Annotated in this window: 27 protein-coding genes and 1 riboswitch; of the genes, 21 read left to right on the top strand and 6 right to left on the bottom strand. The window is 29.0% G+C overall.

Features of this window, described 5'->3' with window-relative positions:
• The first annotated feature begins 49 nt into the window (after window positions 1-49).
• On the top strand, window positions 50-2,716 hold the full coding sequence (alaS, locus tag ACIJYB_RS05435) for an alanine--tRNA ligase (protein WP_435150401.1): 2,667 nt from the start codon (window positions 50-52) through the stop codon (window positions 2,714-2,716).
• Here the strand turns inward: alaS and ACIJYB_RS05430 are convergent.
• A complete protein-coding gene (locus ACIJYB_RS05430; protein WP_435150400.1) occupies window positions 2,708-3,922 on the bottom strand; it encodes an NADP-dependent isocitrate dehydrogenase in 1,215 nt (404 codons plus the stop codon). The genes alaS and ACIJYB_RS05430 overlap by 9 nt on opposite strands.
• A 76-nt stretch (window positions 3,923-3,998) precedes the next feature.
• Here ACIJYB_RS05430 and ACIJYB_RS05425 point away from each other — a divergent pair, with 76 nt between their 5' ends.
• The 9 genes from ACIJYB_RS05425 to panB are packed head-to-tail and all read left to right on the top strand — an operon-like array spanning window position 3,999 to window position 11,305.
• A complete protein-coding gene (locus tag ACIJYB_RS05425; RefSeq protein WP_435150398.1) occupies window positions 3,999-4,646 on the top strand; it encodes a phosphatidylserine decarboxylase in 648 nt (215 codons plus the stop codon).
• Between the two features lie 2 nt (window positions 4,647-4,648).
• The gene (gene pssA / locus ACIJYB_RS05420; RefSeq protein ID WP_435150396.1) at window positions 4,649-5,455 is read left to right on the top strand and encodes a CDP-diacylglycerol--serine O-phosphatidyltransferase; all 807 of its coding nucleotides are present in this window, start codon (window positions 4,649-4,651) and stop codon (window positions 5,453-5,455) included.
• Complete coding sequence (locus ACIJYB_RS05415) at window positions 5,455-6,366, top strand: glycosyltransferase (protein ID WP_435150395.1); 912 nt, start codon at window positions 5,455-5,457, stop codon at window positions 6,364-6,366. The genes pssA and ACIJYB_RS05415 overlap by 1 nt, the downstream gene beginning before the upstream one ends.
• Window positions 6,367-6,978: an RlmE family RNA methyltransferase gene (locus ACIJYB_RS05410; protein ID WP_435150393.1), complete on the top strand. Its 612-nt coding sequence runs from the start codon at window positions 6,367-6,369 to the stop codon at window positions 6,976-6,978.
• A gap of 37 nt (window positions 6,979-7,015) precedes the next feature.
• Complete coding sequence (guaB, locus tag ACIJYB_RS05405; RefSeq protein WP_435150391.1) at window positions 7,016-8,092, top strand: IMP dehydrogenase; 1,077 nt, start codon at window positions 7,016-7,018, stop codon at window positions 8,090-8,092.
• Window positions 8,092-8,532, top strand: coding sequence for a hypothetical protein (locus ACIJYB_RS05400; protein WP_435150389.1), 441 nt, complete (start codon window positions 8,092-8,094; stop codon window positions 8,530-8,532). Before guaB ends, ACIJYB_RS05400 begins: the two co-directional genes overlap by 1 nt.
• Window positions 8,522-10,084, top strand: coding sequence for a glutamine-hydrolyzing GMP synthase (gene guaA / locus ACIJYB_RS05395; protein WP_435150388.1), 1,563 nt, complete (start codon window positions 8,522-8,524; stop codon window positions 10,082-10,084). Before ACIJYB_RS05400 ends, guaA begins: the two co-directional genes overlap by 11 nt.
• Window positions 10,085-10,107: 23 nt before the next feature.
• Window positions 10,108-10,527 carry a VOC family protein gene (locus ACIJYB_RS05390; protein WP_435150386.1) on the top strand — a complete coding sequence of 140 codons (420 nt, stop codon included), beginning with the start codon at window positions 10,108-10,110 and terminating at the stop codon, window positions 10,525-10,527.
• A gap of 4 nt (window positions 10,528-10,531) precedes the next feature.
• Window positions 10,532-11,305, top strand: coding sequence for a 3-methyl-2-oxobutanoate hydroxymethyltransferase (gene panB / locus ACIJYB_RS05385; protein WP_435150384.1), 774 nt, complete (start codon window positions 10,532-10,534; stop codon window positions 11,303-11,305).
• On the opposite strand, the gene ACIJYB_RS05380 is transcribed toward panB, so the two are convergent.
• Genes ACIJYB_RS05380 through ACIJYB_RS05370 form a run of 3 tightly spaced genes read right to left on the bottom strand, consistent with a single transcriptional unit; the run spans window position 11,306 to window position 13,184 of the window.
• Window positions 11,306-11,917 (bottom strand): YjbE family putative metal transport protein, encoded by a 612-nt coding sequence (locus ACIJYB_RS05380; protein ID WP_435150382.1) that lies wholly within the window; start codon window positions 11,915-11,917, stop codon window positions 11,306-11,308.
• 5 nt (window positions 11,918-11,922) lie between these two features.
• Entirely contained in the window at window positions 11,923-12,411 is a 489-nt protein-coding gene (locus ACIJYB_RS05375) for a tetratricopeptide repeat protein (protein ID WP_435150380.1), read from the bottom strand.
• Window positions 12,411-13,184, bottom strand: a complete 774-nt coding sequence (locus ACIJYB_RS05370; RefSeq protein ID WP_435150378.1) for a 5-oxoprolinase subunit PxpA — start codon at window positions 13,182-13,184, stop codon at window positions 12,411-12,413. The genes ACIJYB_RS05375 and ACIJYB_RS05370 overlap by 1 nt, the downstream gene beginning before the upstream one ends.
• 28 nt (window positions 13,185-13,212) lie before the next feature.
• Between ACIJYB_RS05370 and ACIJYB_RS05365 the strand changes: the two genes are divergently transcribed.
• The 10 genes from ACIJYB_RS05365 (at window position 13,213) to ACIJYB_RS05320 (ending at window position 23,994) form a co-directional block, all read left to right on the top strand.
• On the top strand, window positions 13,213-13,887 hold the full coding sequence (locus ACIJYB_RS05365; protein WP_435150376.1) for an allophanate hydrolase subunit 1: 675 nt from the start codon (window positions 13,213-13,215) through the stop codon (window positions 13,885-13,887).
• Window positions 13,880-14,824: a biotin-dependent carboxyltransferase family protein gene (locus ACIJYB_RS05360; protein ID WP_435150375.1), complete on the top strand. Its 945-nt coding sequence runs from the start codon at window positions 13,880-13,882 to the stop codon at window positions 14,822-14,824. The genes ACIJYB_RS05365 and ACIJYB_RS05360 overlap by 8 nt, the downstream gene beginning before the upstream one ends.
• The gene (locus ACIJYB_RS05355; RefSeq protein WP_435150373.1) at window positions 14,824-15,702 is read left to right on the top strand and encodes a DMT family transporter; all 879 of its coding nucleotides are present in this window, start codon (window positions 14,824-14,826) and stop codon (window positions 15,700-15,702) included. Before ACIJYB_RS05360 ends, ACIJYB_RS05355 begins: the two co-directional genes overlap by 1 nt.
• A 22-nt stretch (window positions 15,703-15,724) precedes the next feature.
• Window positions 15,725-15,814, top strand: a riboswitch (glycine riboswitch).
• Window positions 15,815-15,892: 78 nt separating this feature from the next.
• Window positions 15,893-16,999 carry a glycine cleavage system aminomethyltransferase GcvT gene (gcvT, locus tag ACIJYB_RS05350; RefSeq protein ID WP_435150371.1) on the top strand — a complete coding sequence of 369 codons (1,107 nt, stop codon included), beginning with the start codon at window positions 15,893-15,895 and terminating at the stop codon, window positions 16,997-16,999.
• On the top strand, window positions 16,996-17,376 hold the full coding sequence (gene gcvH / locus ACIJYB_RS05345) for a glycine cleavage system protein GcvH (RefSeq protein WP_435150369.1): 381 nt from the start codon (window positions 16,996-16,998) through the stop codon (window positions 17,374-17,376). The genes gcvT and gcvH overlap by 4 nt, the downstream gene beginning before the upstream one ends.
• Window positions 17,377-20,235, top strand: coding sequence for an aminomethyl-transferring glycine dehydrogenase (gene gcvP / locus ACIJYB_RS05340; RefSeq protein ID WP_435150368.1), 2,859 nt, complete (start codon window positions 17,377-17,379; stop codon window positions 20,233-20,235). It abuts the gene before it with no gap.
• 9 nt (window positions 20,236-20,244) lie between these two features.
• A complete protein-coding gene (locus tag ACIJYB_RS05335) occupies window positions 20,245-21,492 on the top strand; it encodes an NAD(P)/FAD-dependent oxidoreductase (RefSeq protein WP_435150366.1) in 1,248 nt (415 codons plus the stop codon).
• On the top strand, window positions 21,485-22,249 hold the full coding sequence (locus tag ACIJYB_RS05330) for a DUF1365 domain-containing protein (RefSeq protein WP_435150364.1): 765 nt from the start codon (window positions 21,485-21,487) through the stop codon (window positions 22,247-22,249). The genes ACIJYB_RS05335 and ACIJYB_RS05330 overlap by 8 nt, the downstream gene beginning before the upstream one ends.
• Window positions 22,249-23,427 (top strand): class I SAM-dependent methyltransferase, encoded by a 1,179-nt coding sequence (locus ACIJYB_RS05325; RefSeq protein WP_435150362.1) that lies wholly within the window; start codon window positions 22,249-22,251, stop codon window positions 23,425-23,427. The genes ACIJYB_RS05330 and ACIJYB_RS05325 overlap by 1 nt, the downstream gene beginning before the upstream one ends.
• Before the next feature lie 18 nt (window positions 23,428-23,445).
• Complete coding sequence (locus tag ACIJYB_RS05320; RefSeq protein ID WP_435150360.1) at window positions 23,446-23,994, top strand: DUF3833 domain-containing protein; 549 nt, start codon at window positions 23,446-23,448, stop codon at window positions 23,992-23,994.
• On the opposite strand, the gene ACIJYB_RS05315 is transcribed toward ACIJYB_RS05320, so the two are convergent.
• Together ACIJYB_RS05315 and ACIJYB_RS05310 are read right to left on the bottom strand one after the other, a co-directional pair.
• The gene (locus ACIJYB_RS05315) at window positions 23,991-24,752 is read right to left on the bottom strand and encodes an SDR family NAD(P)-dependent oxidoreductase (protein WP_435150359.1); all 762 of its coding nucleotides are present in this window, start codon (window positions 24,750-24,752) and stop codon (window positions 23,991-23,993) included. The two genes, ACIJYB_RS05320 and ACIJYB_RS05315, sit on opposite strands and share 4 nt — an antisense overlap.
• Entirely contained in the window at window positions 24,725-24,961 is a 237-nt protein-coding gene (locus ACIJYB_RS05310; protein ID WP_435152575.1) for a hypothetical protein, read from the bottom strand. Before ACIJYB_RS05310 ends, ACIJYB_RS05315 begins: the two co-directional genes overlap by 28 nt.
• On the opposite strand from ACIJYB_RS05310, the gene ACIJYB_RS05305 reads away from it, so the two are divergent.
• Entirely contained in the window at window positions 24,846-25,241 is a 396-nt protein-coding gene (locus tag ACIJYB_RS05305) for a TspO/MBR family protein (RefSeq protein WP_435152545.1), read from the top strand. The genes ACIJYB_RS05310 and ACIJYB_RS05305 overlap by 116 nt on opposite strands.
• Window positions 25,242-25,243 lie beyond the last annotated feature (2 nt).

Here is a 25,243-nt window from a genome sequence, read left to right as displayed (position 1 = left end):
TCCCTTACTGTTATATAGACATAGAATAAAAAAGCTGTATTTTAAAAATATGGCTGACAAATCTTTAAATGAAATAAGGAATACATTCTTAAAATATTTTGAAAAGAACGATCATAAGATTGTAGAGTCTAGCAATTTAGTTCCAAATAATGATCCAACCTTAATGTTTGCAAACTCAGGGATGGTGCAGTTTAAAAATGTATTTACCGGTTTAGAGAAAAGAGACTATCAAAGGGCAACCACTTCTCAAAAGTGTGTAAGAGCAGGTGGAAAACATAATGATTTAGAAAATGTAGGCTACACACCAAGACATCACACATTCTTTGAAATGTTGGGAAATTTTTCATTTGGAGATTATTTTAAAGAACAAGCAATTTACTATGCTTGGAATTTAATCACTAAAGATTTTGGTATAGATAAAAACCGACTTTATGTAACGGTTTATCATGAAGATGATGAAGCCTTCAATTTTTGGAAGAAAATAGCTGGTTTTAGTGATGATAAGATTATTAGAATAGTAACATCTGACAATTTTTGGTCAATGGGAGAAACAGGTCCGTGTGGTCCATGCTCTGAAATTTTTTATGATCATGGTGATCATCTAGCTGGTGGTTTACCTGGTTCTAAAGATGAAGATGGAGATCGATTTATTGAGATATGGAACTTAGTTTTCATGCAATATGAACAAGTTACAAAAGATAAAAGAATAAATCTTCCGAAACCATCTGTTGATACTGGTATGGGATTAGAAAGAATTGCAGCTTTGCTGCAAGGTACGCATGATAATTATGAAACAGATCATTTTAAAAAAATTATAAGCTCTGCATCTGACATTATTAAAATTAAACAAGATCAATCTAATCAATCAAGCTTCAGAGTTATAGCTGACCACTTAAGAGCTAGCGCATTTTTAATTGCTGAAGGTGTACTACCTTCAAATGAAGGAAGAGGTTATGTTCTCAGAAGAATAATGAGAAGAGGAATGAGACATTCACATTTACTTGGATCCAAAGAACCAGTTTTTTTCAATTTATTTGAAACACTTAGAGATGAAATGTCAGGCAACTATCCTGAATTAGTAAGAGCAGAGTCTTTAATTAAAGAAACTTTAAGAATGGAAGAAGAAAAATTTTTAGTTCTTTTAGATAGAGGAATTAAAATTTTAAATGATGAGGTATCTAAAATAGATAAAGTTTTACCTGGAGAAGTAGCATTTAAATTATATGACACTTATGGATTTCCATTAGATCTTACAGAAGATATTTTAAGAAATAAATCAATGTCAATTGATACAGAAAAATTCCAATCCTTGATGAAAAAAAGTAGAGAACTTGCTAAAAAAAATTGGAAAGGATCAGGTGATGCTGCAGTTGAAAATATTTGGTTTGGAATAAAAGATAAATTAGAGGCCACTGAATTCCTAGGTTATGAAACTAATCAAGCTGAGGGAATAATCTTATCACTTTTAAAAGATAATAAAGAAGTTATAAAATTAAAAGAAAATGACGAAGGAATGATTATTGTAAACCAGACACCATTTTATGGAGAGTCTGGTGGTCAAGTAGGTGATACTGGAGAAATTATTGCAAATGATTTTAAATTTGAGGTAACAGATGTCCAAAAAAAATTAGGAGACTTATTTGTTCATTATGGAAAAGTAATTAGTGGATCAATAAAGATAAAGGATAGTGTTGAATTGAAAATCAATGTTGAAAGAAGAAATAATACTAGAGCATATCACTCGGCAACGCATTTATTACATGAGTCATTAAGGAGAGTATTAGGCGATCATGTTACACAAAAAGGATCTTTGGTTGAATCTAGTCGACTAAGATTTGATTTTAGTCACATGAAACCAATACCAACTGAAGAAATTGATAAAGTAGAAAACTTTGTAAATTCAATGGTTTCAAAAAAATCTGATGTAAAAACTCGATTAATGACACCAGATGAAGCCGTTGAAAATGGGGCTTTAGCATTATTTGGTGAAAAATATGGTGATGAAGTTAGAGTTTTATCAATGGGCGATGAAGGTGATAAGTATTTTTCAACTGAATTATGTGGTGGAACGCACGTTAAAAATACAGGTGATATTGGTAAATTTAAGATAATAAGCCAATCTTCAATTGCTGCAGGGGTTAGAAGAATTGAAGCTTTAAGAGACAAACAATTAGAAGATTATTTAAAGAATAAAGAAAAACTATCTAATATTTCTTCTGAAAAAAATGATGATTCTATTAAAGATTTAAGTGAACAAATATCTAAATTAGGTGGAAAACCTAATTTAGATCAGTCAGATCAAAAAACATTAATAAAGAATTTAACAAAACAATTAGAGACAATTTCAGTAAATTCAATTCTAGAAGATAAATCAAAAAATAAAATTACTGATGATGAAATTAAAGGAATTAAATTAAGACTTCAAAATGTTGATGGACTGCCACCTAAAGAATTAAGAAAACTTGTTGATAAGGGAAAGAAAGAATTAGGCGAAGGTATAATAATAGTCTTTGCTAGCAAAGATGATAAAGTTGGAATTGCAGTTGGTGTGACAGATAAATTAACAGATAAATTTGATGCAGTTCAATTTGTTAAAGTAGGTTCTGAGATTATTGGAGGACAAGGTGGAGGTGGAAGAAAAGACTTTGCGCAAGCTGGAGGTCAAGATCAGTCTAAAATTGAAGAAGCTTTTAAAAAGCTCAAAACTTTAATTTAATTTTTTTTTAAGATTACCATCAATTTCATCTAAAAATTGATTAGTAGTTAAATATTTGCTTGATGGCCCAATAAGAATAGCTAAATCTTTTGTCATTGCGCCATTCTCAACACACTCAATACACACTTTTTCAATTGTTTGAGCAAATTTTATCAACTCATTATTTCCATCTAATTTTCCTCTGTGAGCTAATCCTCTAGTCCAAGCAAATATTGAGGCTATAGGGTTTGTTGAAGTTTCTTTACCTTGCTGGTGCATTCTATAGTGTCTTGTAACTGTTCCATGTGCAGCTTCAGCTTCCATCACTTTTCCATCAGGTGTTAATAATGTACTAGTCATTAATCCTAAAGATCCATAACCTTGTGCCATGGTATCAGACTGAACATCACCATCATAGTTTTTACAAGCCCAAATATATTTACCACTCCATTTCATTGCACAAGCAACCATATCATCAATTAATCTATGTTCGTACGTTAGATTATTTTTTTCAAAATCTGTTTTGTATTCTTTTTCAAAAATTTCTTGGAATATGTCTTTAAATCTACCATCGTATTGTTTTAAAATTGTATTTTTTGTAGACATGTAAACAGGCCACTTCTTAATTAATCCATAGCTAAAGCAAGATTTTGCAAAGTCTTCAATTGATTTATCTAAATTATACATTGAAAGTGCAACACCAGGACCAGTAAAATTAAATACTTCATATTTTATTTCATCTTTACCATCCTCAGAGGTCCACTTAACTTCCATTTTACCTTTACCAGGCACCTTAAAATCCGTAGCTCTATATTGATCTCCAAAGGCATGTCTTCCAATAACAACAGGATCTTTCCAAGAAGGAACAAGTTTTGGTATATTTTTGCAGATAATTGGTTCTCTAAATACAGTTCCACCAATTATATTTCTTATCGTTCCATTGGGAGATCTCCACATTTTTTTTAAATCAAACTCCTCAACTCTAGCTTCATCAGGAGTAATTGTGGCACATTTAATTCCAACACCGATTTTTTTTATGGCATTAGCAGAGTCTATTGTTATTTGATCATCAGTATTATCTCTGCTTTTCATTCCAAGGTCATAATATTCAATCCCTAGATCTAAATATGGAAGAATTAGTTTATTCTTAATAAACTTCCATATGATACGAGTCATTTCATCACCATCTAGCTCTACAATAGGGTTATTTACCTTGATTTTACTCATTAAAATAAATTTATCTTATTAATTGAATTTGATTGGTTTATATACATATTAATCGAAAATTAGCAAATATAAGAATATGTTTAGTAAGATATTTCCAAAGATTCATACAGAGGGTTACAAATTTTTAGTAATCTCAGTTTTTGTCACAATTATATTATTATCGTTAAGCGGTTTCCTTGGAGTTGTTGGATTGCTGCTAACAATTTGGGTTTATTATTTTTTTAGAGATCCAGAGAGAGTTATAATTGGAGATGACAACTATTTAGTTAGCCCAGCTGATGGCGAAGTAATTAAAGTAGAAGAAGTGGATGGACCTAAAGAAGTAGGTTTAGAAAATAAAAAATTTAAAAAGATAAGTATATTCATGAATGTTTTTGATTGTCACGTAAACAGAACTCCATGCTCAGGAACAGTTGAAGAAATTCTATACAAACCGGGAAAATTTTTAAATGCATCTTTTGACAAAGCAAGTGAAGATAACGAAAGAAATTATTATAAATTAAAAGATAAGAGTGGAAATGATATTGTTATAGTTCAAATAGCAGGCTTGATTGCTAGAAGAATTGTGTGTGAGACAAATAATGGTCAAGAGCTTAATCAAGGTGATAGAATTGGCATGATTAGATTTGGAAGTCGTGCAGATGTTTATTATGAAAACTATGAACCATTAGTTAAAATTGGTCAAAAAACTATTTCGGGTGAAACTTTATTAGCCAAAAAATAAAAATGGAACAACCAAAAAACAACTTAAAAATCATAGCAGAAAAAAAAAATGCTAGAGTAATTTTACCTAACATGCTGACTTTAATAGGAGTTTGTATTGGTTTAACTTCTATTAGATTTGCGTTAGATGGAAAATTTGAATTTGCAATAATAGCAATAATTTTTGCAGCTTTAATTGATGGTTTGGATGGAAGAATTGCAAGACTAATCAAAGGAACATCAAAAGTAGGTAAAGAATTAGACTCTTTAACTGATATGATTAGCTTTGGCGTAGCCCCAGCATTTGTTATGTTTTTTTGGAAGTTAGATACCCTTGGAAGATTTGGTTGGTTGGTGTGTTTGATTTATGTGATTTGTGTAGCATTAAGATTGGCTAGATTTAATGTTAATTCAAATCAAGAACCATCTTGGAGAGATAATTTTTTTGAGGGAGTTCCATCTCCAGCTGGGGGTATTCTTGTTTTAACTCCTCTAATAATTAGCCTTACAAATTTTAATTACATTGAACTAAATTACGATATTATTGTGCCAGCATTTTTCATAACCACTTCTTTATTACTCATTAGTAAGTTTCCTAGTTATTCATTTAAAAAGATTGTTATTCAAAGAAAGACAACTATTTTTTTATTATTTGGGATAGTATTGTTTTTTGGATTACTTTTAATTTATCCTTTTAGTATAATATCTATTAGTGCAGTTGTTTATTTATTAATGCTACCAATCAGTTTTTTTCATTATCAAAAATTAAAAAAACAAAATCAGGATAAAGATTCAGTTGAAGAAGATGATGATCTTGAAGACGTATTGTAATGAAAAAAAATGTTATAGTATCTTTAGCAGACTCTAACTATTTTCCTTTATTAGACGAATTAATCAATTCAATTATAAGATTTAATGAGAGTAGGAAAGTTGCTATATGTATTTTAGATGCTGGACTAACTAAGGAACAAAAAGAAATATTATCCCAAAAAGTTGATGAAATAAAATCAGCTGAATGGGATATAGAAGTTCCAGATAGCAAAATAAAAGGAAGAGAGTGGCTTAAGAGTCAAGTTTCAAGAGCCTTTCTTCCAAAATATTTTCCAAGTTATGAAAAATATTTATGGATTGATTGCGATGCATGGGTCAACGATTGGAAGACTATTGAACTTTATTTTAAGGCATGTGATGATGGAAAATTAGGAATAACACAAACTATTGGACCAGGTTATAAAATAACTTCAAAAGTTAATTGGGTAATAGGAAAGTTAGCAATTATTAAATCCCAAAATTTTAAACATGCTGTAAAGTCAAATATAGGTTATGCAAAGGCAAGAAAACTCGCGTTTGCTCCTCATATAAATATTGGAGTTTTTTCTTTAGTAAAGAATTCAACTTCATGGAATTCATGGCAGAAAAATCTTGAACAAACCTTAAAAGGTGGTGATATATTCGGCTCTGAACAGTTAGCAATGAATATGTCTGTCTACATAGACGATATTGAAACTGAATTTTTACCTCTTAATTGTAATTGGATCACAAGTAATCTTTTACCAAAGTTTGATGAAGAAAGTTCTACTTTCGTTGAACCTTATTTGCCCAACTATAAGATTGGTATAATGCATTTAGCTGCAGGTATTTGGAAAGATAAAAAAGACATGAGACTGAATAAAGAAATCACTATAGATATTGAAACACTTCAAGGTAACACTTTAAGTAAAAGCTTAAGGTTTAATAGTTAATTGAAAAAAAATAAAATTTCTAAAAATTGGGTTAACAAACAAAGAAGAGACACCTACGTAAGGCAATCTAAGGTTGACGGCTATAGAGCGAGATCAGCATACAAATTAATTGAGATAGATGAAAAATTTAAAATATTTAAAGGTGGTATTTCAGCAATAGATATAGGAGCTGCTCCTGGAAGTTGGTCCCAATATGCTGCAAAAGTTGCAAAAAGTGGCAGATTAATATCAATTGATTTAAAAGAGATGGAACCAATTGGTAATACAGTTCAAATCCAGGGTGATTTTACAGAAGATAAAATTCAAGATGAAATTAAAAAACATATAAAAGATAAAATAGACGTTGTGATGTCGGACATGGCTGTGAATACGACAGGTATTAAAAATATAGACTCTATTCAAACAGGTGAACTATGCAAAGAAGCAATGTTTTTTGCAAAAGATCAATTAAAAGATAACGGTTACTTTATTTCAAAAATTTTTATGGGTGGAACATTTAACGAAATAGTTGCTGAGGGAAAAAAATATTTTAAAGAAGTTAAGGTTTTTAAACCAAAATCTAGCAGAAAAGACTCTAAAGAAAGTTTTATAATTTGCAGTAAACTTAGATAGGGACTTTAATTTTTAAAGGAATCGTATATAAAAGATCATGGTTCCTATAAAAGAAGCACTTACCTTTGATGACGTTACATTAGCGCCAAAATATTCAGAAATATTACCTTCAGAAGTTCAAACATCAGTTTCATTAACCAAGAATTTGAAGCTAAAAATTCCTCTTTTATCTTCAGCAATGGACACTGTTACGGAGAGTAAAATGGCTATAGCTATAGCAAAATCAGGTGGAATAGGAGTTATTCATAGAAATCTAAAAATTAAAGACCAAATTCTAGAGATTAAAAAAGTAAAAAAACTAAAATTATTAGTAGGCGCTGCAGTTGGTGCAGGACCAAATGAATTCTTGAGAGCTAAAGCTATAATTAAAGAGGGCGTTGATTTGATAGTAGTTGACACTGCACACGGACATACAAAAAAAGTTGGAGAAATAATTAAATTTATTAAAAAATTTAAAAATAAGAAAATCGCTCTTTGCGCTGGAAATATAGCAACACCAGAAGCTGCTAAGTTTTTGATTAAATTAGGTGTTGATATTATTAAAGTTGGAATTGGTCCAGGATCAATTTGTACGACAAGATTAGTAGCGGGTATTGGAGTTCCTCAGTTGAGCGCAATACTATCAGTAAGAAATGGATTAAAAAATAAAAATGTAAAAATTATTTCAGATGGTGGAATTAAATATTCAGGAGATCTTGCAAAAGCTTTTGCAGCAGGAGCTGATGCTGTAATGATAGGGTCACTATTTGCAGGCACAGATGAAGCTCCAGGAAAATTAATAAAAAAAAATGGAAAGTTATTTAAAAGTTTTAGGGGAATGGGATCTGTAGGAGCAATGAACAAAGGGTCAGCTGATAGATATTTTCAAACGAAACAAAAAGATACTTCAAAATATGTTCCAGAAGGCGTAGAAGGATTTGCAAAATATAAGGGAGACGTAGGGAGTATTATATATAAATTGATTGGTGGATTAAGATCTTCAATGGGTTATCTTGGTTCAAAAAACATTATAAAATTAAGAGTTAAACCTAATTTTGTAAAAATTACCAAAGCAGGCTTTTACGAAAGTATGGTTCACAATGTCGATGTTATTAAAAATGATAGTAAATACTAATGAATAAAATATTTAAATTAATAATTTTGGTTTATTTTATATTGGTTTCTTCAAACTTAGCGTTTGCAAAAGAAAATTTTTTTGATGAAGCTCTAAAGAAGTACCAAAGTCAGAATTATGATGATGCAAAATTTATGTTTGAGCGCAACATAGTATTTAACCCTAAAGATGCAAAATCTTACTTGTACTTAGCAAAAATTTATAATCATGAAGAAGATCAAAAAAAGGAAGAATACAATTTAGAAACAACATTATTAATTGAACCAAATAATGAGGAAGCTATTTTAATGTTAATGAAAATAGCCTTAAAGAAATCAAATTATTCAAAAGTGAATGATCTGTCTCAAACTTTTGTAAAAGTTTGTAAAAATCTATGTGATGAAAATAATGGAATTCAAAAATCTCTAAAGAATATAGAACCTGATAATAATGAGTCTTGATCAAAATCTTAAAAAAATCTTAATAATAGATTTTGGTTCACAATTTACACAATTAATTGCAAGAAGAATAAGGGAATTAGGAGTTTTTTCAGAGATTGTAAGTCATAAAAAAATTAAAATCAAAGATATAGATAGATCAATTAAAGGTATAATTTTATCTGGCGGACCTTTAAATGTTTATGAAATAAACAAATATTCATTTGATAAAAAAATTATTAATTTAGATATTCCAATTTTAGGAATTTGTTTTGGTCATCAAATATTATCTAAACTTAATGGTGGAAGAGTTAGACAATCAAAACACCGTGAATTTGGGTTAGCAAATATTTATAAAAAAAATGAAAGTCTGTTAACAAAAAACTTTTTTAATAAAAAAAATTCAAAAAAAGTTTGGATGAGCCATGCTGACCAAGTCTCAAAACTTCCAAAAGACTTTAAAGTTGTAGCATCCAGTACAAATTCTAAGTTTGCAATAGTTGAAAATAAAAACAAGAAATTTTATGGTATTCAATTTCATCCAGAGGTTACTCACACTGAAAACGGTAAAAAATTAATTAGTAATTTCATTTTTTTAGTTTGTAAAATTAAACGGAATTGGTCATCTAAAGATCAAAAAGTTCAACTTATTAAGGAAGTTAAGAATCAAGTTGGATCTGAAAAAGTTATTTGTGCTTTATCAGGAGGTGTTGATAGTAGCGTTGTTGCACAATTACTTAATAAAGCTATTGGTAAAAAATTATATTGTATTTTTGTTAACACTGGTCTTTTGAGAAAAAACGAGGAGCTACAAGTTGTTCAGACTTTTAAGAAACGTTTAAAAATGAACTTAATTTATGTAAATGCAGAAAAAGAATTTTTAAAAAAACTACATAACGTTTCCGATCCTGAAAAAAAAAGAAAAATTATTGGTAATCTTTTTATAAAAATCTTTGAAAGATATGCTAAAAAAATTAAAAACGTAAAATTCTTAGCACAAGGAACTCTTTATCCAGATTTAATTGAAAGTAAATCAGTAACAGGCAGTCAAACTTCAAAAATTAAATCACATCATAATGTTGGAGGACTTCCAAAAAAGATGAAACTTAAACTTGTGGAACCCTTAAAATTTCTTTTTAAAGATGAAGTTAGAAAATTAGGTTTAGAATTAAACTTAAGCAAGGATATTATTTCTAGACATCCTTTTCCAGGACCTGGATTAGCAATTAGAATGCCTGGGATAATTACAAATGATAAAATTAAGATACTTAAAGAAGCTGATTATTATTTTATTCAAGCTTTAAGAGATCATGGTCTTTACCATAAAATATGGCAAGCTTATGCTGCTTTGTTACCAGTTAAAACAGTAGGTGTTATGGGTGACAATCGTACTTATGAATATTTATGTTTATTAAGAGCTATTACCTCCGAAGATGGAATGACTGCAGATTTTTATGAATTTAAAAAGTCTTTTATGCAAACAATTTCAAATAAAATTGTTAATAGTATAAGAGGAATTAATAGAGTTGTGTATGATATTACCTCTAAACCACCAAGCACTATTGAATTAGAATAGCTTTGTTAATATAAATTAACTTTATGAAATATTTACACACAATGATTAGAATTAAAAATATTAATGAGTCATTAAGATTTTTTTGTGAGGGTCTTGGATTAAAAGAAACTAGAAGAATGGAAAATGAAAAAGGAAGATTCACTCTAATTTTTCTTGCAGCTCCTAATGATAATAGTGCTGAAATCGAACTGACTTACAATTGGGATGAGGATGAATTAGGCAATGGTTCAAGAAACTTTGGACATCTTGCTTATAGAGTAGGTAATATTTATGAAACTTGTCAAAGATTAATGGATATGGGTTATACAATTAATAGACCTCCCAGAGACGGACACATGGCGTTTGTTAGGTCACCTGATAAAATTTCAATTGAAATTTTGCAAGAAGGAAATTTGGAGCCTAAAGAACCTTGGAGCTCAATGGAAAATACTGGTTCTTGGTAGATCAATGAAAAAAAAAATACTTAATTTAATTAATAAAAAGAACAAATCTAGGATTGTTAGTTTAACTGCTTACTCTAAAAATATAGCCTCAATTTTAGATAATATATGCGATATTGTTTTGGTAGGTGATTCACTTGGTTCAGTTTTATATAATTATAAATCTACAAGAGAAGTGTCTTTAAATACAATGATTGAACATTCTAAAAGTGTAAGAATGGGGATTAAGAAAAGTTTAATGGTTGTAGATATGCCTCATAATACATACCGAAATTCCAAAGAAGCGTTAAAAAATGCAAAAAAAATAATTCTTAAAACTAGATGTGATGCAGTCAAATTAGAAGGAGGCAAAAAAATATACAATATAGTTAAAACTCTCACTAAAAACAATATATCTGTAATGGGTCATTTAGGATTACTTCCTCAATCAGATAAAACTTTTAAATTCAAAGGAAAAAAAAGCTCTGAAAGAAATAAGATTTTAAACGACGCTAAATTATTAGAAAGTGCAGGTGTATTTTCAATTGTTCTTGAATGCGTAGAAACTACTCTAGCAAAAAAAGTAACAAATCAAATTAGTATTCCCACTATTGGAATAGGGGCCTCAAATAATTGTGACGGACAGATTTTAGTATTTGATGATTTAATTGGACTTAATCCAATCGACGTTAGGTTTGTTAAGAAATATAGCAACATTAGAAAAGAAATAAAAAAAGCAGTATCTAATTATTCTAAGGAGGTGAAACAAAAAAAGTTTCCACTAAAGAAGCACTCTTATTAACTAAAAATATTTTATAAATTCTTCGTTAATTCTTAATATTTCCAGATCAACTAATCCACCAATTATTAATTGCAATCCTACAATAAGAATAAATATTAACCCCATATAAGCTATCCAGATATGCTTTTGTATATAATTTGCCATGTAGGTTGCTAGGGCGCCAGTTAATACAACTGATAGAATGAGACCAAAAATCATAAAACCGAAATATTCTTTAGCCGCAGCAACAACCCCAATAACGTTGTCAAAGCTGATCATAATATCCGCAAATAAAACCTTTCCAATACTGTTTATATACGATGGTTCTTGTTTTTTTTTAGTTTGAGATTTTATTCTTTTGATATCAACTAAATCTTTTCTTAAATCATTAACTATCCAAATTAATAATAATCCTCCCAAAATTTTAATGAAATAAAATTTAAATAAGTAAGTAGCAAATAGTGCAAAAAAAATTTTAAATACAAAAGCTCCAGCCACACCCCATAAAATAATTTGTTTTCTATTTTTAGGTACAAAATTTGCTGCAATAGAACCAACTATAACTGCATTATCTGCTGTTAAGATAATAGTAATAAAAATAATTTTAGTTAAAATAATGAGTTCTTCAATCAAGATTATTAATATTTAGATTGTTTGGTTCCATCAATTATTTCTTTAAGCTCACCATACTCTTCACAATTACAATTTGCCAATACATTTAATCTTTCTTTTGCAAGATCAATTCGATTAGTTACAACATAAAGTTCACCTAAATACTCATTAATTCCTTTATGGTTAGGGTCAATTTCTAAACCTAGTAAATAATATTTTTCACCATTTTCATAATCACCAAGTTTTCTAGTAGTAAAACCAAGATAATTAAGTGTATTCGCTTGAAGTGGTTTTTTTTTATTAGAAATAACTAGTAATTTTTGAGCTTTCTCATATCTTTTATTTGCTTTTTCATTCTTTCCTTTTTTCTCATATTTTTTTGCTTGCTTAATTAAAGATACAGCTTTGTCATAATCTGATTTAACTTTTGACGAACCATCATCTGTACCTGCAGCATGTGAGTTTATTGAAAATATAGTTATTAAAAAAGATGTAATTAAAAATTTTTTTAGCATTAGTTAAATTTCTCCATTAAGTTTAAAGGTTTTAGTTCAAGTCCATTATCTATCAGATTTTCTTTAATTGATTTAGCTGTAGCTAGTGAACTTATATTGTCTCCATGTATGCATACAGAGTCAATTTCACAAGGTATCTGTTTTCCACTGTGACAATTAAGTGCCTGATTTTTAACCATATTTACTACGTGTTTTTTTGCTTGTTCTGGATCAGTAATTAATGCATTTGGTTTTTTTCTAGAGACTAGATTTCCATCATCTTCATAATTTCTATCTGCAAAAATTTCACATGCAATTTTCATATCAAATTTTTTTGCAGCAACTTCCATTTTTGAACCAGTAGGGACAAGGTAAATTAAATCTTTATCTATTTCTTTAATACTTTTTGCTAAAATAGTTGCTAATTCAATATCCTCACAAGCCATATTGTTAAGAGCCCCATGAGGTTTGATATGAGAAACTATTTCATTATAATTTTCCGCAATCTTTTGTAAAACTTCATACTGATCAATTATTAATTTTCTAATTTCGCTTGAAGAAAGACTCATTCTCTGTCTTCCAAAATTTTCAGGATCATTAAATGATGGATGCGCACCAATACTTACTCCATTTTTTTTTGATATTTGGATCACTTCACTCATAGACTGATCATCTCCTGCATGAAAACCACAGGCAATGTTAGCAGAATTTACTATTTCTAATAAATCTGGATCATGTTTATTAGAATGATGTTTAGATTTTTCGCCCAAATCACAATTTATATTAATTTCCATAGATGTAATTGTTGAAGTATAACATTACATGTTAAAAAATATATCAAATCTTGGTGACGCAGCTTTATATTGTGATTTTGGTATTGAGGTAAATAAAAAGATTAATTCTGAAGTAATTAAATACTTTAAAGCTATTAAAGAAAGCAATATTGAAGGAATTAACAATCTTACTCCATCATATAACAAATTAATAATTTCATATGATTTACGCTTAACAAATTTTAAAGAAATTAAGAAAAAAATTGAAATACTAAATATTAATGAAACCAAAAAAATAAATAGTAAAAAATTAGAAGTTCCAGTTTGCTGTGATCCTGCATTTTCATTAGATATTGAAAGATTAGAAAAAAAAATGAATTTAAACAGAGATAAAATTTTAGAAAATTTTTTTAATAAAGAATATTTTTGTTATATGACAGGTTTTATTGCTGGAATGCCTTTTTTAGGAGATTTAGATGAAAATATGAGAGTTCCAAGATTAGAAACTCCAAGAGTAAAAGTCCCAAAAGGTTCAGTTGGAATTACAGAGCAGTTTGCAAATATTTATACGTTTGAAAGTCCTGGTGGGTGGAATATTCTTGGCAATACACCTTTAAAAGTTTTTGATAGTTCTAAAGAAAAAGAACCAAATTTTATTAATCCTGGAGATACAATTGTATTTAAGAAAATATCAATGGAAGAATACAAGGGTTTTAATGAATAATACTTTTTTTAAAATATTAAGAGCTGGAATTAATACAACTTTCCAAGATCAAGGAAGAGATAATTTATATCATATAGGTATACCATTTAGTGGAGCAATGGATAATAGAAATTATTTATTTGCAAATAAATTAGCTGGCAATCAATTAGATTTACCCGTTATAGAGTTTGCTTATCAAGGTCCACATTTAAAGTTTTACGGTAATAAAATTAATATAGTGGTTACTGGTGATGTGATTTTCAAACTAAAAATAAAAGATAAAGAAATTGATGGCAATTGTTATGAAAGTTATCAATTAGAAAATGAGGATGAGATTGACATTTTATCAACGAATAAGTCTGTTTATGGTTATTTAGCTATAAGCGGAGAGTTTGATTTAAAATTGCAGTGGGGTAGTTGTTCAATTAACACAAAAGCTAATATTGGTTCTAATGATGGAAAAAAATTAGAAAATGGACAAAAAATAAATATTTCAAAGGTCAATCAAAACTTAGAGACAAAAAAAATTGATTATCTAAATTCAAAAATAGAAAATATTAGAATAATAAGAGGAACTAATTTTGATTATTTTTCAGATGAAGGGAAAAAAAATTTTTTAAAAAAAGAATTTATTGTCTCAAAACTTTCTGACAGAATGGGGATGAGAATAGAGGGTCCAATGATAGAAAATATCGTAAATACTAATATTAAATCTGAAGGTTTGTTAAAAGGAGTTATTCAAGTTCCAGCTGATGGTAATCCCATTATAATGCTTTCTGATCATGGAACAATAGGTGGATATCCAAAAATTGCAGTTGTCGCAAGTGTTGATTACGATAAGTTGGTTCAAATATCACCTGGATCAAAAATAAAATTTAAGGAAATTGAATTATCTGATGCAGAAACTTTATTTAAGTTGTATCAAATGGAAACTCAAAATTTAATTTCACATATTTAATGAATATAATTACAAAACTTCCAGGACCTTTATTAATATTTCTTGGAGCATGTAGTTTAAGTTTTGGTGGACTGATTGTAAAATCTTTTGAAGGAGCTACCTTATGGCAGATATTGTTTTGGAGATCTTTATTTTTTTCTATAACTGTCTTAGCTTTTTTAATCATTAGCTACAGACGAAAAACATTTAAAGCATTCAAAAACTCAGGATTACCAGGATTTATAGGTGGAATTATTTTATCTTTTGGTTTTTGTGGGTATGTTTTTGCAATGTATAATACAACAGTTGCTAATACGAATTTCATTATATCTCTTCAAATTTTATTTTTAGCTGTATTTGGATATTTCTTTTTAAAAGAAAAAATTTCAGCGATTACCTTAACCTCAATTATTCTTGCTATGACAGGAGTATTATTAATGGTTGGTAACTCATTAACACCTGGTGAATTATCAGGAAATTTAGCAGCTTTTACAATGCCTATTACATTTGCAATTTTAATAATAATTGTAAGAAAATTTCCAACCGTAGACATGGTGCCTGCTCAATTTGTTGCTGGAATATGCTCTTGTTTGATTGGTTATTTTTTATCAACAAAGATTATGATTTCTCCTCATGATATATTTTTAGGTTTTTTGGCTGGATGTTTTCAAGTTGGTTTAGGTTTTATTTTTATTACCACAGGTGCAAGAACAACACCTTCTGCAATGGTTGGAATAATTATGCTATCAGAATCTGTGCTTGGTCCCATTTGGGCTTTTGTATTTGTAAGTGAAAGACCTTCAATGTATGGATTGATTGGAGGAGCAATAATTCTTTTTGCCGTTTTAATACAGTTTTATTCATTGTTATCTAAGAATAAAAAAAGTATTTCTCATTGACCATTCTTAAATAATTGATAAATTACTTTCTAACGGGAGAGACTACAAATTTTGTAGCACCGAAGGAGCAACCACCCAGGAAACTCTCAGGTAAAAGGACCGTAGCATATTAACTCTGGAAAGAGATTAAATTCTCGCCGAAGGAGCAAAACTCTCAGGCAAATATACAGATGGGTACAAAAGAGTTAATATGGAAATTAAAAAAACATCTTTAAATAAACTTCACCAAGAAAATAAGGCTAAATTTGTAGAGTTTGCAGGCTACCAAATGCCAATACAATATAGCAAAGGTATTGTTGAAGAGCACAAATTTACAAGATCACACTCTGGAATATTTGATGTTTCACACATGGGTCAGCTATTTATTTATGGTGATGATGAGCTAACAGAAGATCTAGAAAAAATTTTTCCTCTAAATCTAAAAAATTTAGAAACAAATTCTTCAAAGTATAGTTTTTTAATGAACAATGAGGCTGGAATTTATGATGATTTAATCATTACAAAAATTGATACTGGTTTTTTAATAATTTTAAATGCTGCATGTAAAGATAATGACTTTAAAATCATATCTAAGCTTCTTAATAATAGATATGAAATGAATTTAGATGAAAACAGATCTTTAATAGCTATACAAGGACCTAGATCAGTAAACATCTTAGATGCAATTCTTAATGGAATAAATAAATTGAGTTTTATGTCAGGAAATTGGTTCATTTATAAAGAGCAAAAATTATTTGTAACAAGGTCTGGTTATACAGGTGAAGATGGTTTTGAAATATCAATACCAAACGATTTAGCTGAAGATTTTACAAAAAAACTAATTGAAAACGGAGCTCAACTTATAGGGCTTGGAGCTAGAGATACTCTAAGATTAGAGGCTGGATTATGTTTGTATGGTCATGAGCTCGGCGAAGATATCACTCCTATTGAAGCAAACCTTGCTTGGGCGATATCTAAAGAAAGAATGGAAAATGGCGGATTTATAGGTTCAGATAAAATTATAAATCAACTAAATGATGGAGCTAAACAAATTCGTGTTGGCATAAAACCTGAGGGAAGATTGATTGCTAGAGAAAAAACAAAAATCTTTAACACAGATGAATTGATTATTGGTGAAGTAACCAGTGGTACTTTTGGACCAAGTGTGAGTGGACCTGTAGCTATGGGTTATGTTAAAAAAGAATTTTCTAAAAAAGATACAAAAGTTTTTCTTGAAGTAAGAGGAAAAAAGCACCCAGCAAATATTTGTGGGTTACCATTTTATAAAAAAAGTTATGTGAAAGGAGCGACTAAATGAGTGAAGTTAAATATTCTAAAGAACATGAGTGGATTAAAATTGAAGGTGATATCGGAACTATAGGTATAACTCAACATGCAACAGAAATGCTTGGAGATATTGTTTTTGTAGAGTTACCTGACGTAGGTACTTCTGTTGAAAAAGATGGAAATGCCGGAGTAGTTGAGTCAACCAAAGCAGCTAGTGATGTTTTTACCCCTATATCTGGTGAGGTAATGGAAAATAATCAGTTAATAGTTGATGATCCTGGTAAAATCAATTCAGATCCTGAAAATGATGCTTGGTTTTTTAAATTAAAGATTAAAGATAAAAAAGAATTAGATAGTTTGATGAATAAAGATGAATACGATAAATTTGCAAAGGAAAGTGGTAGTTAAATGTTAAAAAATGCTCAAAAAGATTTTATTCAAAGACACATAGGTCCTTCTGTTGATGAGCAAAATATTATGCTCAAAGAGCTGGGGTATAAAAATCTAGATGAGTTAATAAAAAATACTGTACCAGAAAACATTTTATTGAAAGATGATTTGGATATTGGTGACCCAAATTCTGAGTATAAAGCACTGAGAAAATTAAAAAATATTTCAAAAAAAAATAAAGTTTATTCGAGCTTTATAGGAATGGGGTATTATGGAACTTATACTCCTTACGTTATATTAAGAAACATATTAGAAAATCCAGGATGGTATACTTCATACACACCATATCAGCCTGAAGTTGCTCAAGGTAGACTTGAGATGTTGATGAATTTTCAACAAATGATTATTGATTTTACAGGAATGGATATAGCTAATGCTTCACTTTTAGATGAAGGGACAGCTGCAGCGGAAGCTATGGGTTTAAGTTATAGAATTTCTAAGACAGACTCGAATAAAGTTTTTGTATCTAAAAATTGTCACCCACAAACAATTGAAGTCATCAAAACTAGAGCAGAACCTTTGGGAGTAGAAATAATTGTTGGTGATGAAGATACTGATATCAAAGATGAAATTATTTGTGGTATAATTAGCTACCCTGGTACTTTAGGAGATATAAAAGACCCTAGTGAAGCTATTAGTAAAATACATAAAAAAAATGGTAAGGCAGTATTAGTTTGTGATTTGCTAGCTCTTGCAAAATTAAAAACACCTGCAGAATTAGGAGCAGATATTGCTGTCGGAAGTTCACAAAGATTTGGTATTCCAATGGGCTATGGTGGTCCACATGCAGCATTTTTTGCAACAAAAGATGAATACAAAAGATCAATGCCAGGTAGAATAGTTGGTGTTTCAGTGGATAGACATGGAAAAAAAGCTTACAGACTGGCACTTCAAACTAGAGAGCAACACATAAGAAGAGATAAAGCTACGAGTAATATTTGTACTGCTCAAGCTTTGTTAGCAATTGTTTCTGCAGCTTATGCTGTTTATCATGGTCCCAAAGGAATTAAAAAAATTTCAGAAAGTGTTTCTCAGTTAACAAAAAATTTTGCTGATAAGCTGAAGCAATCTGGATATGAGCTTTATTCAGATCATTTTTTTGACACTGTAACTGTAAAAACTTTAGATAAGACAGATAAGATTTATAAAAATGCTTTAGATGAGGGTGTAAATATTAGAAGAGTAAATTCAGAGATGCTTGCAGTTTCTTTTGATGAGAGAAAAAATCTTTATAGAGCAAATCAGTTACTTAAAATTTTTAATTGCTCTGAAACAATTAAAGAGTCAATGAACGAAAGCTTATCCAATATTCCAAAAAACTTGTTAAGAAGTTCGACTTATCTGGATCATCCAGTTTTTAATAGTTATCATTCAGAAACTGAAATGCTTAGATACTTAAAAAAACTAGAAGATGCTGACATCGCTTTAAATAGATCAATGATAGCTTTAGGCTCATGCACAATGAAGTTGAATGCAGTATCTGAGATGATACCAGTTACTTGGAAAGAGTTTTCACAACCACACCCTTTTTCTCCAGTAGAACAAAATGATGGTTACAGAGAATTGTTTACTGATTTAAAAAATTGGCTTAGATCAATTACAGGTTTTTCAGGTGTATCACTTCAACCAAACGCTGGTGCACAAGGTGAGTTTGCTGGCTTAATGGTAATACGTAAATTTCATGAAAAAAACAATGAATCTAATCGTAATGTTTGTTTAATTCCAAGCTCTGCTCATGGTACTAACCCTGCAAGTGCTCAAATGGTTGGAATGAGAGTTATTGTGGTTAAATGTGATGAACATGGAAATGTAGATTTTGAAGATTTAAAGAAAAAAGCTAAAGAACATGAAGATAATTTAGCTGCATTAATGGTTACTTATCCATCAACACATGGTGTTTTTGAGGAAAAAATAACCGATATTTGTAAACTGATCCATGATCATGGTGGACAAGTTTATATGGATGGGGCAAATCTTAATGCATTAGTAGGTATTGCAAAACCTGGAAAATTTGGTCCGGATGTTTGTCACATAAATTTACATAAAACATTTTGCATTCCTCATGGTGGTGGTGGTCCAGGCATGGGACCAATAGCTTGTAAAAAACACTTAGAGATTTTCTTGCCAAAACATTCAGTAATTAAAGATTGTGGTCCTTCAACAGGAATTGGCGCGGTATCAGCTGCACCTTGGGGGAGCTCAAGTATTTTATCAATTTCATGGATGTATATTAAAATGATGGGCTCAGAAGGTTTAAAGAAAGCATCACAAGTTGCTATATTAAATGCAAATTATATTGCTCATAAATTAAAAGACTCATTTCCAATTCTATATAAAGGAAAAAGTGGAAATGTTGCGCATGAATGCATTATTGATATTAGAAAAATAAAGTCTGACACAGGTATTACTGAGGAAGATATAGCTAAACGTTTAATAGATTTTGGCTATCATGCACCTACGATGTCTTGGCCTGTTGCTGGTACAATGATGATAGAACCAACTGAAAGTGAAAATTTGGCTGAAATAAATAGATTTTGTTCAACTCTAAAAAAAATAAAACAAGAAATCGATAAAATTCAATCAGGCAAATATGATAAATTAGATAATCCGATCAAGAATGCGCCACATACTCATCTTGAATTAGCCTCCAACAAGTGGGACCATAAATATGAAAGAGAAGAAGCAGCTTATCCTTCTGAATTTTTAAAGACAGCCAAATATTGGCCACCAGTTGGAAGAGTAGATAATGTTTATGGAGACAAAAACCTATTTTGTACTTGTCCATCAATGGATGAATATGAAGACACTGCTGCTTAAGATTATTCAATGAAAATTGCAGTCGTAGGTTCAGGTATATCAGGATTAAGCTCAGCTTATTATTTATCTAAAAAACATAAGGTTGATTTATTTGAGAAACAAGATCGCTTTGGTGGACATTCTTATACTCTAGATGTTGAATATAATGACAAAGAAAGAGTTGCTGTTGATATTGGTTTTATGGTTTTTAATAAAACTACATACCCAAATTTAATTAATTTTTTTGAAGAAAATGAGATTGAAATTGAAGAAAGTGACATGTCATTTTCAGTCAATGTTAAAGAAACCAATATCGAATATTGTGGTAAAGGTTTAAATGGTATTTTTTCAAATAAGTTAAATATATTTAATTACAAATTTGTAAAAATGTTTTTTGAAATAATTAATTTTTACAAAAAATGTGAAAATTTAGATCCCAATACACTTGAAAACAACATTACTCTTGGAAAATATTTGCAAAAAAATAATAAAACTAATTTCTTTATAGATTATCACATAATACCAATGGTTTCAGCGATATGGTCAATGCCACCTTATGAGGCGTCACAAATGCCATTATCATTCTTTTTAAATTTTTTTAAAAATCACGGATTGTTTAAACTTAAAAACAGACCCCAATGGTTTACAGTCACCAATAGAAGTAAAACTTATGTTAATAAAATTTTATTAAATATTAGTGGGGAATATTATAAAAATTATGAAATTAATAAAATTATAAGAGACAATAATGGGGTAAAAGTTTATTATGGATTAGAGAGTGAATTTTTTACTTATGATAAAGTTGTTCTTGCATCACATGCAGACGAGAGTTTAAAGATTATCTCAGATGCTACTGACCAAGAAAAACAAATATTAAATAATTTTAAATATAGAAAAAACATTGCAATAATTCATTCTGATGAAAGTTCAATGCCAAAAAATAAAAAGGCTTGGTGTTCATGGAATTCATCATTAGATCGAAATAATAGAGAAAATTCATCAGTCACTTATTGGCTAAATCAATTACAAAATTTAAAGATCAATAAAAATATTTTTTTAACAATAAACCCTTTTTTTAAAATTGATCCTAATAAAATTTATAATGAAATAAATTTTTCACACCCATATTATGATGAAAATACATTAAAAAATCAGTCAAAATTAAATTCTATTCAAAATAAAAATAATACTCTGTTTACAGGAAGTTATTTTGGTTACGGATTTCATGAGGACGGCATAAAATCTTCTATTGAAATGCTTAAAACCTTAAATGATTAATTCATCCATATATAATGGTCAGGTAATACACAAAAGATTTAAACCGAAGGTTCATTATTTTAAATATAATGTGTTCTCATTATTGATAGACCTCTCTGAACTTGAAACATTAGATAAAAAAGTTAGGTTTTTTTCATATAATAAATTTAATTTAATCAGCTTCTATGAAAAAGACCATGGTGAAAGAAATGGATCCTCATTAGTAGATTGGGTGCATAATAATTTAAAAAAAAATAATATTTCTACTAAAGATATTAAAATTAAAATTTTATGTTATCCAAGAATTTTTGGTTTTGTATTTAATCCTTTAAGTGTTTTTTATGTTTATAATATAAATGATCAATTAATTTCAATCTTTTATGAAGTTAAAAATACATTTGGAGAACAACACACCTATATATTTCGAGTAGAGAAAGATACAAATTTAATACAAAATAATTGCTCTAAAAAATTTCATGTATCTCCATTTATTGAAATGAATTGTAATTATTTTTTTCGATTATTAAAACCAGGAAACAAAATATCAGTAATAATTGATCAATATGATGCCCAAGATAAAATTCTATACGCTTCACAAGATGGAATTAGGTCAGATTTTAATACAAAATGTTTAATTAAATCGTATTTAAAACATCCAATAATGACTTTTAAGATCATTCTAGCGATACATTATGAAGCGTTTAAACTATGGACAAAAGGAATTAAGTTCATAAAAAAAAAAATTAGAATTATAAATAATATTACAATTGAAAATTAATGCTACTTTACAGAATTGCAGATAAAATAGTTTTTAATATTCTTAAAAGGATAAATACCGGTTTTTTAGAAATCACTACCTTTTCAGGAAAAGTATTAAAATTTGGTAATCCCAATGATAAATTGAAAGCTAATTTAAAAATAAAAACTACTACATTAAATTATAATTTAATCAAAGGTGGAAGTGTAGGATTTGCAGAATGTTACATGAGTGATGAATTTGAAACTAATAATTTGTCTGATTTGATTGAATTAACAGCAAGAAACATTAACATAATTCATAAATTTGCAGGTTTATTGGATTTAAAATTTTTAAATTTTATTAAAAATAGATTTATTAAAAATACCAAAAACAGAAGTAAGCAAAATATCGCAAAACATTATGATCTTGGAAATGATTTTTTTTCTCTTTGGTTAGATAAAACTCTTACGTACTCAAGTGCAATATTTGATGATCAAAATAAAGATTTGTCTGAAGCACAAAATAACAAATATCAAAAGTTAATTAATTTAATTAAACCTAATAATGGTGATAAAGTTTTAGAAATTGGTTGTGGTTGGGGTGGATTTGCTGAATATTTAGGGAAAAATTATGATGTCAAATTAGATTGTATTACTATTTCAAAGAGACAATTTGAATATGCAAAAGAAAGAATTCATAACTGTGGTTTAAATGAAAAGGTTAATATAGAAATTAAAGATTACCGAGACCTAAAAGGAAAATATAATTCGATAGCATCAATTGAAATGATTGAGGCTGTCGGTCAAAATTATTTAGAGAGTTATTTTAAAACAATTAAAAATAATTTATCTGACGGTGGCATAGCTGCTATCCAGGCTATTACTATAGATGACAGTTTGTTTGATAGGTATAAAAACAAACAAGATTTCATTCAAAAATATATTTTTCCAGGTGGGTTTTTACCAAATAAAAACACCATTAATAAACTTGTGTCTAATAATGGATTAGCTGTGAATTCTTATATCTCTTATGCAGATCATTATGCTGATACTTTAGCTATATGGAGAGATGAATTTAATAAAAAATGGGATTTGATTAAAAACCAAGGTTTTGATTTAACCTTTAAACGAATGTGGGAATTTTACCTCTCTTATTGTGAGGCTGGTTTTAAATCAAAAAATATTGATTTAATTCAATTTTCACTTCAAAACAAATAATACATAGAGGAGATACAAATGCGTCATTTAAATATTATTAGATCAATTTTATTGATAATTTCAATATTCTTAATTACAAGTTGCTCAAACAATAGTGCAATGAAACCAGAAGATTTTAAAAATAAAGAACCAAGATTAATAATTGAAGAGTATTTAACAGGAAATGTTAAAGCATGGGGCGTACTTCAAAATAGATCTGGCAAAGTTACAAGGCAGTTTTCTGCAGACCTAGATGGAACATGGGATGGAAAACAATTAATTTTAAAAGAAAAATTTAATTGGGATGATGGGGAAGTGCAAAATAGAGAATGGACCATCAACAAAATAAATGAAAATAATTATGAAGGCACAGCAGGAGACGTAGTTGGTAAAGCAATAGGATACTCTTATGGACCTGCATTTAAGTTTGAATATGTTCTATTAGTTCCTGTTAAAGGCAAGGAAATGAAAATCACATTTGATGATTGGATTTTTAAACAAGACGATAGAGTTGCAATAAACAGAGCAACAATGACGAAGTTTGGAATTAAAGTAGCTGAGTTAACGGTAGTTTTTGTAAAAGATTAGTAATCTATCTTTTTCATACCCTTAGAAACCAATTTGAAATAAATACTACTTGGTAGAATTTGTAAAAATTTTAAAAAATATGTAAAAGCTTTTGGAAAGTGTATTTCAAAACTTTTTTTCATAGTTAAACCTTTGTAAATTTCATTTGCTGCAAATTCGGGTGTTTTAATCATCGGCATTGGAAACTCATTTTGATCGGTCATTGGTGTTTTAATAAAACCAGGACTAACAAGTGAAACACGTACATTTTTCATTTGCATATCAAAATTTAAACTTTCCGCAAAACTAGTAAGTGCAGCTTTAGAAGCACAATATGCACCAGCAGCTGGCAAGCCTCGATAACCAGCCACAGAGGAAATTATTGATATTTGACCATTTTTTTTTTCAGAAAAATAATCGTAGATAGAATTTATAGAATTCATTGTTCCAAAATAATTTACCTCCATAATTTCTCTTACTTTTTCTAAATTAAATTTTTTTTCTGATTTAGGATCATGCATTCCAGTACCAAATAAACAAATATCAATATTTTTAAATTGATTAATTATACTTGATGCAACTAGTTTACATTTATCAATATCTGTAACGTCTAAAGGGAAGGGATAAATATTTTCATTAATTTCTTTAAGTTCATTTAGTAAGTTTTCGCGTCTTGCAGATGCAGCTACTATCCATCCATTTTTTGCAAATTTAGTTGCTACAGCTTTACCAATTCCACTGCTTGCACCTGTTATCCAAATAACTTTTTTTTCTTCCATAATTTATTGTATAATAGAAATATGTTAAAAAACAAATTCATATCATTCTTACTATTTAGTTTAATTACATATTCAGCATCTTTAATAGGAGGTTTGGCAACAATTAGCTTTAAAGAGCCATGGTATTCATTTCTAAACAAACCATCATTCAATCCTCCAGATTGGATATTTGCTCCAGTTTGGACATCGCTATATTTGATGATGACCATTGCAATATGGATTTTTTGGCATAATAAAAATAGAGATATGAACACTGTTTATATTTATTTTATTCATCTGGTTTTTAATACAACTTGGAGTATAGTTTTTTTTGTATTTCATCATATGTTATTAGCTTTAATTGTGCTGATAGCGCTAATTGGTTTAATCATTATTCTTATTGTTAGATTTAAGCGCGTCAACTTAGTAAGTTCTTATTTAATGATACCCTATGTATTGTGGTGTAGTTTTGCTTTGATTTTAAATTTTAACTTAATAATTTTAAATTGATT

This window comes from Candidatus Pelagibacter bacterium nBUS_44 (genome assembly GCF_051200895.1).
In the GTDB taxonomy this organism is placed as follows: Bacteria; Pseudomonadota; Alphaproteobacteria; order Pelagibacterales; family Pelagibacteraceae; genus Pelagibacter.
Note: the sequence above shows the minus strand (reverse complement) of the source record. Positions and strands in the feature narration are given on the sequence as shown.

Excerpts from the sequence above, each read along its gene's own strand:
- alaS (WP_435150401.1), top strand. The coding sequence starts at position 50 with ATGGCTGACAAATCTTTAAATGAAATAAGGAATACATTCTTAAAATAT.
- ACIJYB_RS05430 (WP_435150400.1), bottom strand. The coding sequence starts at position 3,922 with ATGAGTAAAATCAAGGTAAATAACCCTATTGTAGAGCTAGATGGTGAT.
- ACIJYB_RS05425 (WP_435150398.1), top strand. The coding sequence starts at position 3,999 with ATGTTTAGTAAGATATTTCCAAAGATTCATACAGAGGGTTACAAATTT.
- pssA (WP_435150396.1), top strand. The coding sequence starts at position 4,649 with ATGGAACAACCAAAAAACAACTTAAAAATCATAGCAGAAAAAAAAAAT.
- ACIJYB_RS05415 (WP_435150395.1), top strand. The coding sequence starts at position 5,455 with ATGAAAAAAAATGTTATAGTATCTTTAGCAGACTCTAACTATTTTCCT.
- guaB (WP_435150391.1), top strand. The coding sequence starts at position 7,016 with ATGGTTCCTATAAAAGAAGCACTTACCTTTGATGACGTTACATTAGCG.
- ACIJYB_RS05400 (WP_435150389.1), top strand. The coding sequence starts at position 8,092 with ATGAATAAAATATTTAAATTAATAATTTTGGTTTATTTTATATTGGTT.
- guaA (WP_435150388.1), top strand. The coding sequence starts at position 8,522 with ATGAGTCTTGATCAAAATCTTAAAAAAATCTTAATAATAGATTTTGGT.
- ACIJYB_RS05390 (WP_435150386.1), top strand. The coding sequence starts at position 10,108 with ATGAAATATTTACACACAATGATTAGAATTAAAAATATTAATGAGTCA.
- panB (WP_435150384.1), top strand. The coding sequence starts at position 10,532 with ATGAAAAAAAAAATACTTAATTTAATTAATAAAAAGAACAAATCTAGG.
- ACIJYB_RS05375 (WP_435150380.1), bottom strand. The coding sequence starts at position 12,411 with ATGCTAAAAAAATTTTTAATTACATCTTTTTTAATAACTATATTTTCA.
- ACIJYB_RS05370 (WP_435150378.1), bottom strand. The coding sequence starts at position 13,184 with ATGGAAATTAATATAAATTGTGATTTGGGCGAAAAATCTAAACATCAT.
- ACIJYB_RS05365 (WP_435150376.1), top strand. The coding sequence starts at position 13,213 with ATGTTAAAAAATATATCAAATCTTGGTGACGCAGCTTTATATTGTGAT.
- ACIJYB_RS05360 (WP_435150375.1), top strand. The coding sequence starts at position 13,880 with ATGAATAATACTTTTTTTAAAATATTAAGAGCTGGAATTAATACAACT.
- ACIJYB_RS05355 (WP_435150373.1), top strand. The coding sequence starts at position 14,824 with ATGAATATAATTACAAAACTTCCAGGACCTTTATTAATATTTCTTGGA.
- gcvT (WP_435150371.1), top strand. The coding sequence starts at position 15,893 with ATGGAAATTAAAAAAACATCTTTAAATAAACTTCACCAAGAAAATAAG.
- gcvH (WP_435150369.1), top strand. The coding sequence starts at position 16,996 with ATGAGTGAAGTTAAATATTCTAAAGAACATGAGTGGATTAAAATTGAA.
- gcvP (WP_435150368.1), top strand. The coding sequence starts at position 17,377 with ATGTTAAAAAATGCTCAAAAAGATTTTATTCAAAGACACATAGGTCCT.
- ACIJYB_RS05335 (WP_435150366.1), top strand. The coding sequence starts at position 20,245 with ATGAAAATTGCAGTCGTAGGTTCAGGTATATCAGGATTAAGCTCAGCT.
- ACIJYB_RS05330 (WP_435150364.1), top strand. The coding sequence starts at position 21,485 with ATGATTAATTCATCCATATATAATGGTCAGGTAATACACAAAAGATTT.
- ACIJYB_RS05325 (WP_435150362.1), top strand. The coding sequence starts at position 22,249 with ATGCTACTTTACAGAATTGCAGATAAAATAGTTTTTAATATTCTTAAA.
- ACIJYB_RS05320 (WP_435150360.1), top strand. The coding sequence starts at position 23,446 with ATGCGTCATTTAAATATTATTAGATCAATTTTATTGATAATTTCAATA.
- ACIJYB_RS05315 (WP_435150359.1), bottom strand. The coding sequence starts at position 24,752 with ATGGAAGAAAAAAAAGTTATTTGGATAACAGGTGCAAGCAGTGGAATT.
- ACIJYB_RS05310 (WP_435152575.1), bottom strand. The coding sequence starts at position 24,961 with ATGGTCATCATCAAATATAGCGATGTCCAAACTGGAGCAAATATCCAA.